The sequence below is a fragment of the Rheinheimera sp. genome, from assembly GCF_036568245.1.
Taxonomy (GTDB): domain Bacteria; phylum Pseudomonadota; class Gammaproteobacteria; order Enterobacterales; family Alteromonadaceae; genus Alishewanella.
Map to the genome: position 1 here is coordinate 1 of NZ_DATCSY010000208.1, position 9,420 is coordinate 9,420.

Annotated in this window: 11 protein-coding genes; 3 read left to right on the top strand and 8 right to left on the bottom strand. The window is 51.2% G+C overall.

What is annotated here, in order from left to right:
* Nucleotides 1-8: 8 nt before the first annotated feature.
* Nucleotides 9-2,549, bottom strand: coding sequence for a M14 metallopeptidase family protein (locus VIN66_RS09540; RefSeq protein ID WP_331923766.1), 2,541 nt, complete (start codon nt 2,547-2,549; stop codon nt 9-11).
* Between the two features lie 124 nt (nt 2,550-2,673).
* Between VIN66_RS09540 and nfuA the strand changes: the two genes are divergently transcribed.
* Together nfuA and VIN66_RS09550 are read left to right on the top strand one after the other, a co-directional pair.
* On the top strand, nt 2,674-3,252 hold the full coding sequence (nfuA, locus tag VIN66_RS09545) for a Fe-S biogenesis protein NfuA (RefSeq protein ID WP_331923767.1): 579 nt from the start codon (nt 2,674-2,676) through the stop codon (nt 3,250-3,252).
* An 80-nt stretch (nt 3,253-3,332) separates the two neighbouring features.
* Nucleotides 3,333-4,349, top strand: coding sequence for a polysaccharide deacetylase family protein (locus VIN66_RS09550; protein WP_331923768.1), 1,017 nt, complete (start codon nt 3,333-3,335; stop codon nt 4,347-4,349).
* On the opposite strand, the gene VIN66_RS09555 is transcribed toward VIN66_RS09550, so the two are convergent.
* The 5 genes from VIN66_RS09555 to VIN66_RS09575 are packed head-to-tail and all read right to left on the bottom strand — an operon-like array spanning nt 4,336 to nt 8,124.
* Nucleotides 4,336-4,977, bottom strand: a complete 642-nt coding sequence (locus VIN66_RS09555) for an SCO family protein (RefSeq protein ID WP_331923769.1) — start codon at nt 4,975-4,977, stop codon at nt 4,336-4,338. The two genes, VIN66_RS09550 and VIN66_RS09555, sit on opposite strands and share 14 nt — an antisense overlap.
* Nucleotides 4,967-5,878, bottom strand: a complete 912-nt coding sequence (gene cyoE, locus VIN66_RS09560) for a heme o synthase (protein WP_331923770.1) — start codon at nt 5,876-5,878, stop codon at nt 4,967-4,969. Before cyoE ends, VIN66_RS09555 begins: the two co-directional genes overlap by 11 nt.
* Nucleotides 5,875-6,888, bottom strand: a complete 1,014-nt coding sequence (locus VIN66_RS09565; protein WP_331923771.1) for a COX15/CtaA family protein — start codon at nt 6,886-6,888, stop codon at nt 5,875-5,877. The genes cyoE and VIN66_RS09565 overlap by 4 nt, the downstream gene beginning before the upstream one ends.
* On the bottom strand, nt 6,885-7,397 hold the full coding sequence (locus VIN66_RS09570) for a hypothetical protein (protein WP_331923772.1): 513 nt from the start codon (nt 7,395-7,397) through the stop codon (nt 6,885-6,887). The genes VIN66_RS09565 and VIN66_RS09570 overlap by 4 nt, the downstream gene beginning before the upstream one ends.
* The gene (locus tag VIN66_RS09575) at nt 7,390-8,124 is read right to left on the bottom strand and encodes an SURF1 family protein (RefSeq protein WP_331923773.1); all 735 of its coding nucleotides are present in this window, start codon (nt 8,122-8,124) and stop codon (nt 7,390-7,392) included. Before VIN66_RS09575 ends, VIN66_RS09570 begins: the two co-directional genes overlap by 8 nt.
* Before the next feature lie 23 nt (nt 8,125-8,147).
* Between VIN66_RS09575 and VIN66_RS09580 the strand changes: the two genes are divergently transcribed.
* Nucleotides 8,148-8,357, top strand: a complete 210-nt coding sequence (locus VIN66_RS09580; RefSeq protein WP_331923774.1) for a DUF2909 domain-containing protein — start codon at nt 8,148-8,150, stop codon at nt 8,355-8,357.
* A gap of 3 nt (nt 8,358-8,360) precedes the next feature.
* Here VIN66_RS09580 and VIN66_RS09585 read toward each other — a convergent pair whose 3' ends face one another.
* Together VIN66_RS09585 and VIN66_RS09590 are read right to left on the bottom strand one after the other, a co-directional pair.
* Complete coding sequence (locus VIN66_RS09585; protein WP_331923775.1) at nt 8,361-9,239, bottom strand: cytochrome c oxidase subunit 3; 879 nt, start codon at nt 9,237-9,239, stop codon at nt 8,361-8,363.
* Between the two features lies 1 nt (nt 9,240).
* Nucleotides 9,241-9,420: cytochrome c oxidase assembly protein (locus VIN66_RS09590; protein WP_331923776.1), on the bottom strand; the 180-nt coding region annotated here is incomplete at its 5' end.

A 9,420-nucleotide genomic window follows, 5' to 3' on the forward strand; every position in this document is an offset into this window, starting at 1 on the left:
CTGGCTAATTAATCAGCCGCACTGCTAAATGCGGTGCCCAGATACAAGGCATTCACCAATAGGCGACTGGAGCCGTAAAAATAGCCACGAAACACCGGGTTATCTGACATCGCTATAACACGGCCTTTACCAATATTGTGCGCCAGCAGTACTGCACTCTGACTAATACGCGGCAGATACTCAGGCGCCGTATACCCTGCCAACTGAGGTGAGCTGCTGTAAAGTGCAACATTGACAAAGGGCATTGGGCTGGGCTGCAATAACAAAGTACTGTTTTTAAATACCGGTAAGGTGGCGCGGGTTAAGCCAAATGTCAGCGGATGGCTAAGGTCAAGTTCAGCCTGATAAATAGCACCGGCTATGCGCTGCTTACCAGCCAACATTTCTCTGTCCTGATAGCTTAAATCATGATTTGGGATCAGACTGCTCATCTCTTCGCCTTGCCAGACGCCGGCTTTTAGCAAACCGGCTTTCGCCAGCCAGGCTGCGCCGCGTTTATGCCCCCACAGCACGCCCCCTTGCTCCGCCCACTGCTTAAGCTGATTAATCTCCTTTTCCTGCCACTGGTTATAGTTGCCGTCCGGCAGCAGAATATGGCTATAACGGCTAAGGTCAAGCTGACGTAAACGTTGCGGCTCTGCCAGCGTCGGCGATACTCCGGCTAACCGTTCCAGGTTGTACCAGGCTTCGCCTGCTTCAGTCGAATTGATATCAGGTCCTGCGAGCAGCAACACTTTTGGCAGCACAACGGCGGCAAACCTGCGGCTTCCCAGGTCACTCCCCTGAGCCGTCAGGCCTGAGCTAATCGGATACACGGGCACAGAGAACTGCTGCTGCACGCGTTGCAGGCGATTGAACCAGTCTGCCTCAGTTTGTAAACCAGCAGCCACAACCATAGTTCCGGCGTTCAAGCTGACATCACTCTCAATACTGCGGGCAGTGAACGCTGCCATAGCAGAGCGGACTACCAGCTTCTCCTGCAATAACGCCTGCAGCAACAAGGGAGCCTGTTGATCCTGCCAGTTAAACGCATAGGCATATTGATTTGCCGGCAGCGCCTTGTTTTTCGCTGCACTGTTTTGCCACGACGTCGTCAGCTGGGATTTCGCCGGTTCACGACTGATAGCGGAAAAGGCAATGTTGTAAGCATAAGGCAGCGTCCAGGCTGAGACATCATAGAAGGTGTTGTCGGCAAAATTCTTTTCCGTGCTGAACATTGCTTTGATCAGGCGGAACTGAGGTTGCTGCAAAGGCACGTAATAGCTGGTACCTGCTGCATAACTGGTGTCGCCATCTTGCCAGTCACGGTTAAGCTGATACACCTCAACATGGTGACGTTGTAATACATCGAGCAAGGCAGCAAAACGCGTCTTGTCTGCAGCTTCAGTCAGCATATAGCCTTTGGTTTTACTGTTTCTGGCTTGTTGCTGCGCGGATTTATAAAAATCCTGCTGATAAGACAGCAGCTCTGTGCGTTTGCTAACCGCCCCTCTGATCGTTGATAACGATGCCGTTAGCTGGTTTTGAATAGTATCGCTAAACAGTAGCACGCCATTGTCGGTGTCCTGTGCGTGGCCCCGACTACTGGCCTGTTCAAACAAAATGCCGACACTGCCCTGAATATCCGGATACGTTGAGCCTTTACCAACGTAAAAATCGTCAAAACTCTCTTCGGTGAAATACAGCTGTTTCGCCTGATCGAATGCCGCAGCATGGAAGTTTGCCAATTCTTGCGTCAGGACAAAATTCCGTTTCGGCGTCAGCGGGTAGTTACGGCTTGGAATACCAGGCTGAAAAAAGAAAGTGTTGTCTTTACCCATTTCATGGTAATCGCCGACAATATTCGGCAACCATTGCTGGTACTGGGCGATACGGGCACGGCTTTCAGGATGTTGCAGTAACAACCAGTCCCGGTTTAAATCAAACCAGTAGTGATTCGGCCGGCCATTAGGCCAGGGTTCATTGTGCTCACGGTGCTGTGGGTCTGAAACTGCCATAACCCCTTTATGATTGTTCGCCCACTGTGCAAAACGGTCATGTCCATCCGGGTTCAGGCTCGGCTGTAACAAAATAACCGCCTTATCCAGCCAGTTGCGCACTTCGTCAGTTTCTGCCGCCGCCAGATACTGAGCTACCAACAAAGCTGCATTAGCGCCGCTGGGTTCATTACCGTGTATGCTGTATCCCAGCCAGATAATCACTGGCGCGTCGTCTGCAATACTTTCGCCATCACGTGCTGCATTAAGGTGTTGCTGCCGGATTTGCTCCAACCGCTGCAAATTTTGTTCAGAAGAAATTACCAGTTGTAACAAAGGCCGCTGTTCGTGGCTGTAGCCGATAATATCCAGTTGTGCCCGCGGTGAAGCTGCGGCCAATTGTTCCATATAACGCTGGATCTGATCATGACGGGCATGCCAGTCGCCGACATGAAACCCCAGTACCTGCTCTGGTGTCGGCAGGGTTGAATTTTGTACTGCCGGCACATATTTAGTCTGGGCAACGCTGTAACCACTAAGCGCGAACAGCGCCAGTAACATGTAATATTTCATTATTGATTTCCTCTGTGCTGCGGCTAAGTTAGCCAGAACAGATGCAAAACTCAAGCGGGGCTGGCATCACAGAAACAGGAGGAGTATCATAACCATTAACCTAGTAATTTAGTCAGGTACTCTTATGATTACGATTTCTGAACAGGCAGAGCAGCATTTTGCCAAGCTGTTATCCAAACAACCTGCCGGCACCAATATCCGGGTGTTTGTGGTCAACCCGGGCACGGCTCAAGCGGAGTGTGGCGTATCTTACTGCCCGCCTGATGCTGTAGAAGACACAGATCTGACACTGAACTTCAACGGTTTCGATGCTGTTATTGATAACGAGAGTCAACCGTTTCTGGTCGATGCAGAAATCGATTTTGTCACTGATCAGATGGGCTCTCAGCTGACATTAAAAGCGCCGAATGCCAAAGTACGCAAGGTGAGTGACAACGCCTCTTTAGTGGAACGGGTGCAGTACGTCATCGACAGCGAAATTAATCCTCAGCTGGCCAATCACGGCGGCCGGGTATCAGTCATCGAACTTACGCCGGATGGCGTTGCCGTGCTGCAGTTTGGTGGTGGTTGTAATGGCTGCTCACAAGTAGATTTAACGCTGAAAGAAGGTATTGAAAAAGAACTGCTCAACCGCTTTAGTGGCGAGTTAAGCGGTGTGCGCGACATTACCGAACACCAGCGCGGTGAGCATTCTTACTACTAATCCAACCTGTCTGATGCCCGTCCGTGCCAGTAGCTCCGCTCAGTAGTGCGGGTTGGCACAGCTAATACCAGGATCCTGCGATGCTGATACGCGTTTGTGTTCTATTGTTGTTACTGGCTACCCTGCCCGCTCAGGCAGCAGTGATGCTGATTTATCATCACGTAGCTACTGACACCCCCAGAGTTACCAGCGTCACGCCGGATGAGCTGCGTCAGCATTTGCAGTACTTAAAAGATAACAACTTTCAGGTAATTGGCCTTGATAAGCTGGTTCACCAACTTAAAAGTGGCGAACCGGTTGCTGATAATGCGGTCGTGATTACGTTCGATGACAGTTATGAAAATAACTTCAGCGCAGCCCACCCGATTTTGCAGGCGTTTGGTTTTCCCTACACCATCTTTATCAGCCCGGGAAGCATCGACAAAGGTGATGGCCCGTTGTTGAGCTGGGAACAGGTTAAACAGATGTCCGAGGATGGCGTGCTGGTGGCCAATCATGCTATGTGGCATGAGCATATGGCACAACCAGAGCAGGGAGAAAGCCGTTCAGCCTGGCGCGAGCGCATGAAACAAAGCATTCTGGCGGCAGAAGATAAAATCGAACAGGTTACCGGGCAACGCCATCAGTGGCTCGCATATCCCTACGGCGAATATAGCCTGGAGCTGGAGCAGCTGGTCACTGAGCTTGGCTTTATCGGTATCGGCCAGCAATCCGGGGCTATTGGCAACAACACGGCGCTTAGCCGTATTCCACGCTATCCTGCGGCCGGTCGTTATGCCCAGATGGATGACTTAAGCCAGAAGCTGCGGACGCTGCCATTCCATATCACTGACTATCATGGTGTTAATCCGGTATCGCCAGCTAACCCGCCAACACTGACTTTAACGCTGAAGCTTGATGATTTCCGCCCGGCGCAGCTGCAATGTTTTGCCGGCAGTGAGGTTATCAAACCACAGTGGCTGAACGATAACACTTTCAGCGTTACCGCAAGCGCGGCATTTAAAGGCAGCCGCGTCCGGTACAACTGCACTGCACCTTCACTGAGTAAAAAAGGTTACTTCTACTGGTATTCGCAGCCCTGGATCAGCCAGCCTTAAGCTTTTTCAGCACCAACGGGAAATCGGCCAGTAGTTGCTGTGCGTCGATCACTGGCAACTCGCCCTGTTGCATCGGCGGCTTGAACATAGCAACCAGTTGACCTTGAGGGTTAATCAGCGCAACCGAAGCACTGTGATCAACCAGATAGTCCTCTGCGGTGGTGCTGCTAAGGGCATACATCAGCCCCAACTGGCGGACAAATGGAAATAACTGGTCATGCCCTGCCGTCATGCCAAGCACATCGGCCTGCTCAAAGTAACTGACATAGCTGTTTAACTGTTCAATGCTGTCACGTTTGGGGTCTACCGAAATAAACCAGATTTTAAGCGGTTGTTCTGTTAGCGCAGCTAAATCCGGTTGCACTCCGGCCAGTTTGGCTAACGTCAACGGGCAGATATCCGGGCACGAGGTGTAACCGACAAAAGCCAATGTCCAGTTACCGTATAAACGCTCGCGGTTAACAGTCTGGCCATGTTGATCTGTCAGCGCAAAATCTGCCAGCGCTCTGGGCTGAGGATACACCAGCGCCAGTTTAGGCTCTGCATTTAGCTGTGATAACTGATAAAACACCAGCCCCGCAGCTAGCGCCGCTGCGGCTAATAACACATAACCGAGATTACGAAACATAAATAGGCGATACCTTAAAGTAATGATCAACCAGTAACAGCAGGAATAATACCATCAGATGCACAATTGAAAACTTAAAGGTCGCCATCGCCGTACCGGCATCCGGGTTAAATTTCAGCTTCCAGGCGTACTGCATAAACCGCAGATTAAGCAAGGCACTGCCCAGTAGATAAATTGCGCCACTCATACCGACTAAATACGGCATCAGGCATACCAGAAAAAGTAATACGGTATACAAACAGATCACACTCTTTGTGAACTCAATACCATGGGTAACCGGCAACATTGGCATATTCACCTTGGCATAATCATCCCGCCGGTGGATCGCCAGCGCCCAGAAATGGGGCGGTGTCCAGGCAAAAATAATCATCACCAGCAACAGGGCATGGCCGTGTAGTTCACCGGTCACAGCGGTCCATCCCAGCAACGGAGGCATAGCACCGGCTAAACCGCCAATCACAATATTCTGCGGTGTCGCACGTTTTAAAAACATGGTGTATACCACAGCATAACCGAACAGGCTGGCCAGCGTTAACCAGGCTGTCAGCGCGTTTACGGCAAAATACAGCAAAACAAAACCACTCAGCGCCAGCGTAAAAGCAAAGCTGACAGCCTGTACTGTGCTGATGCGGCCTTTGGCCACGGGGCGGCTGTAAGTACGGGCCATTTGCGCGTCTATGCTTTTATCGACGACATGATTCATCGCCGCAGCGGCTGCAGACAGCAGGCCTATCCCCAGTGTCGCCACGACCAGCGTTGATAGTTCCGGTATGCCTGGCACCGCTAACATCATGCCAACCCAGGCGGTGAGTACCAGCAATGCCACGACTTTAGGTTTAGTCAGTTCCAGATAATCACGAACCCGGCTTATCCCCGGTCTTGCTTTCACAATGGCAGTCATAGCGTTTCCTCCGGTGAAAAGCGACTGCTGTGGCGCAGTTGCATATAGATAACGACCATCAGCATCAGCAGATTGGCAGCGACAAAATTGTGCGCCACAGCATTTAGCAGCGGTAAATGCAGCGCAACATTCATCACCCCCAGGCTAAACTGCAGCAGTAACAATGTGGCAGCAGCCAGAATTAACTTTCGCATCAATGGCGCCTGGGCACGACGCCATAGCTGCAGCAGAAAAGCCGCCAGAATAATTAACGTTACCATGGCACCAAAGCGATGAAACACATGCACTGTTTGACGGGCTTCGGCAGACATCACACCGTATTCGTAATCATCATGTCCAAGGTGTAAATCAAAAGCTTCACTGAGGTTCAACCGCTCCAGCCAGCCCTGCTCACAGACCGGCAGCTCGATACAGGCCAGTGCAGCGTAGTTTGCCGCCGTCCAACCGCCTAGTGCAATCTGGCTAACCAGTACAATAATCGCCAGCACAGCAAAAGGTTTTAGCGATACCAACTGCGGTTCCTGTACCCTGTAATCAGGGTGCAGCTTCAGCCAGTAAACTGCCAGCAAGCTCAGCAGGCTGAATCCACCCAACAGGTGGCCCATCACCACCAAAGGTAGCAGGTTCAACGTTACCGTCCACATACCCAGCGCGGCCTGAAACACAACCAACAACAGCAACACCGCCGGCACCGCCGGCACCGCCCTGGAGCCTTGTCTGCTGAACATGCTGCTGAAGAAAATGACAGCGATGAGTAGTCCCAGGCTTCCGGCAAAATAGCGGTGCACCATTTCATTCCAGGCTTTGTGATGCACCAGCGGCCTGTCAGGAAACGCCTGCTCTGCGGCGGCAATATGATGTTCCTGATGTGGCACTTTTAAAAATCCGTAACATCCCGGCCAATCGGGACAGCCCAAACCTGCATCTGTTAAGCGTGTATAGGCACCTAACAGTATCACCCCCATGGTGAGAAAAATGGCGATGGTCGCCAGCCATTGTTGTTTTTTCATGCGCTGGTCCGGTCATAATTAAGCAGTTTAAGTAAATCCTGGCGGATAGCTTTGGCGACACCCGCCATATCGGCATCGGTGGCTGGAGCAGGATAACTGAGTAACACCAGCCCTTGCTGGTCTATTAACAGAATATGGTTGTTAAGCGTCTCCGGCACTGACTGTTCAGGCTGTAACCTACTGAATACAGTAAATTGCTCAGGCGCTTGTGCACTGCCAAGCAGCACCGGCTGCAGCTGTTGTTGCTTGCGGCCCAGCCCAACATACAATTGCTGTACTGTAAACAATGCCCGCTGACACTTGTTATCGCATCCCTCAGACGCCGGAACAGCCAGACGCCAATGCGCTTTTTCCGTTGTCGCAGGCAACAGAAACACCTCGGCCTGCTGCCACTGGCCATGACTGGAAGCGCCGCGGCTAAACCAGCCCATTTCTAATACCAGCTTGGCTGCTGCCAGTGGTAAAGCACAGCACAGGATAAACAGCAGCAGAAACTTCTTTTTATTCATAGTTTGCCTTTCCCTGATGACTGGCAGCCAATGCAACCCCCAGCACGGCGACAGCCAGTAAAAACCACTGCAATGCATAACCACGATGCTTTTGTGGCGGCAACACAACGGCCTTGTAATGCGGTGTATAGAGGCTCCCGCTCAGCTGATACACTAAGGCCGGATACAACGTCAGGTCGCTGAGCACTGACAATTCGGTATAATCGACCTGCTGAATGCGCATCGGCCATTTGCCAGTATCTTCAACGTTTTGCCCCAGCAGCATCAGGCCGCTCACATCGGCACGAACCAGACCGTCTAGCGTAAAGGTTGCGGGAATGTCAGGTTCAGGCAATACGTCACGGCTTGATGTTCCACTTAACCAGCCAAGATTCACCAGCAATGGCTGAGTCAGCCCTGCTGCCTGAACAGGTACAATCACATCGTACCCCGTTTTACCATTGACTATCTGATTGTCCAGCAGCCAGATATAAGGTGCCAGCCATGTCGCCTGACCCGCCAGCGGCGCGCCATCAAAGCTGGCTGGGTCCAGTGTCTGCAACTGTGCGGGTTCAAGCGCCCCATTTTCCTGCAACTGCTGTAAGCGTTGCAGGTATTCTGCTTTTTCCGCTGCCCGGTTCAGTTGCCACCATGACAAGTTGATTAAAATAGCAAAAGCGGTCAAAGTGAGGACAAGCCACAGCGGATTAAATACAAAAATCTGCTTCGCCAGCTTAACGCGCATCATTCTGGATCCGGAGCCTGTTATCGATGTTGATTAAACTTATTGTCATAGCGTTACTGCTTTTTATTATTGTAAATCTGGTCAGGGCCGGCCTGGTTATGCTTAACCCTGACAAACCAGAAGTCAGGATGTCACGCCACCTTGGCCGTCGCGTAATGTTTTCAGCTATTGTGCTGCTACTTATCTTCTTAGCGCAGGCGCTGGGGCTGATAGAACCTAACCCCAGGCCTTACTAGTTGCTACAGCACATAGACAAACACATACAGGCATAACCAGACAACATCAACGAAGTGCCAGTACCAGGCGCCAGCCTGAAAGGCAAAGTGATTTTCCGGCGTAAAATGGCCCTTTAGCACGCGGAAGAACACAAACAGCAATATAATTGCGCCAAGTGTAACGTGCATGCCGTGAAAGCCCGTTAACAGGAAAAACGTATTCCCGTAAAAGCCGGATGCCAGTGTTAGCCCCAAATCCCGGTAAGCATGAATATACTCATACACCTGCAAGCTCAGGAAGGTTAGGCCCAGCAATATGGTTACCAATAACATCAGCTTTAACTGACCGCGTTTATTCTGCTCCAGCCCGACGTGGGCAAAATGCAGCGTAATGGAAGAGATCACCAGTATTGCCGTATTGATAAGTGGCAAACCGGACGCTGGCATAGCCTGTGTCTCAATACCACCGGGCGTTTTGAGTAACGGCCACATCGCTTCAAATTGGGGCCACAGCAATTCAAATGTCATGGCGTTGTTGCTGCCACCGCTTAGCCAGTCTAGCGCAATGACCCGGCCATAAAATAGCGCGCCGAAGAACGCCATAAAAAACATCACTTCCGACAGGATAAACCAGCTCATCCCTTGCCGGAATGAACGGTCCATTTGCGCGCTGTACAAGCCACTCATCGACTCATCAATTACGTTTTTGAACCAGCCAAACAGCATAAAGATTAATACCGCAAAGCCAGCGGCCAAAACATAACCGCCAAAGCCTGGCTGCTGTTTTGTAACTTCATTGACAAAGTTCCCGGCTCCGAAGGCAATCAGAAACAACGCCACGGCCCCCACTATTGGCCACGGGCTTTGTGCGGGAACATAGTATTTTTCATAGGTCTTATTCATGTTATTCCCCAAGTTGGGATGACGTTGCAGTCAGATCAGTACTGGTTACATCGTACAAAGTGTACGACAACGTGATAGTACTGAACTGGCGCGGCAACGCCGGATCCACATAAAACTGTAATGGCATCAGCATGTCTTTGCCTCCCGCTAACCGCTGCTGGGTAAAGCAGAAACACTCTAT

Coding starts and splice junctions, on each gene's coding strand:
- VIN66_RS09540 (WP_331923766.1), bottom strand. CDS start 2,549: ATGAAATATTACATGTTACTGGCGCTGTTCGCGCTTAGTGGTTACAGC.
- nfuA (WP_331923767.1), top strand. CDS start 2,674: ATGATTACGATTTCTGAACAGGCAGAGCAGCATTTTGCCAAGCTGTTA.
- VIN66_RS09550 (WP_331923768.1), top strand. CDS start 3,333: ATGCTGATACGCGTTTGTGTTCTATTGTTGTTACTGGCTACCCTGCCC.
- VIN66_RS09555 (WP_331923769.1), bottom strand. CDS start 4,977: ATGTTTCGTAATCTCGGTTATGTGTTATTAGCCGCAGCGGCGCTAGCT.
- cyoE (WP_331923770.1), bottom strand. CDS start 5,878: ATGACTGCCATTGTGAAAGCAAGACCGGGGATAAGCCGGGTTCGTGAT.
- VIN66_RS09565 (WP_331923771.1), bottom strand. CDS start 6,888: ATGAAAAAACAACAATGGCTGGCGACCATCGCCATTTTTCTCACCATG.
- VIN66_RS09570 (WP_331923772.1), bottom strand. CDS start 7,397: ATGAATAAAAAGAAGTTTCTGCTGCTGTTTATCCTGTGCTGTGCTTTA.
- VIN66_RS09575 (WP_331923773.1), bottom strand. CDS start 8,124: ATGATGCGCGTTAAGCTGGCGAAGCAGATTTTTGTATTTAATCCGCTG.
- VIN66_RS09580 (WP_331923774.1), top strand. CDS start 8,148: ATGTTGATTAAACTTATTGTCATAGCGTTACTGCTTTTTATTATTGTA.
- VIN66_RS09585 (WP_331923775.1), bottom strand. CDS start 9,239: ATGAATAAGACCTATGAAAAATACTATGTTCCCGCACAAAGCCCGTGG.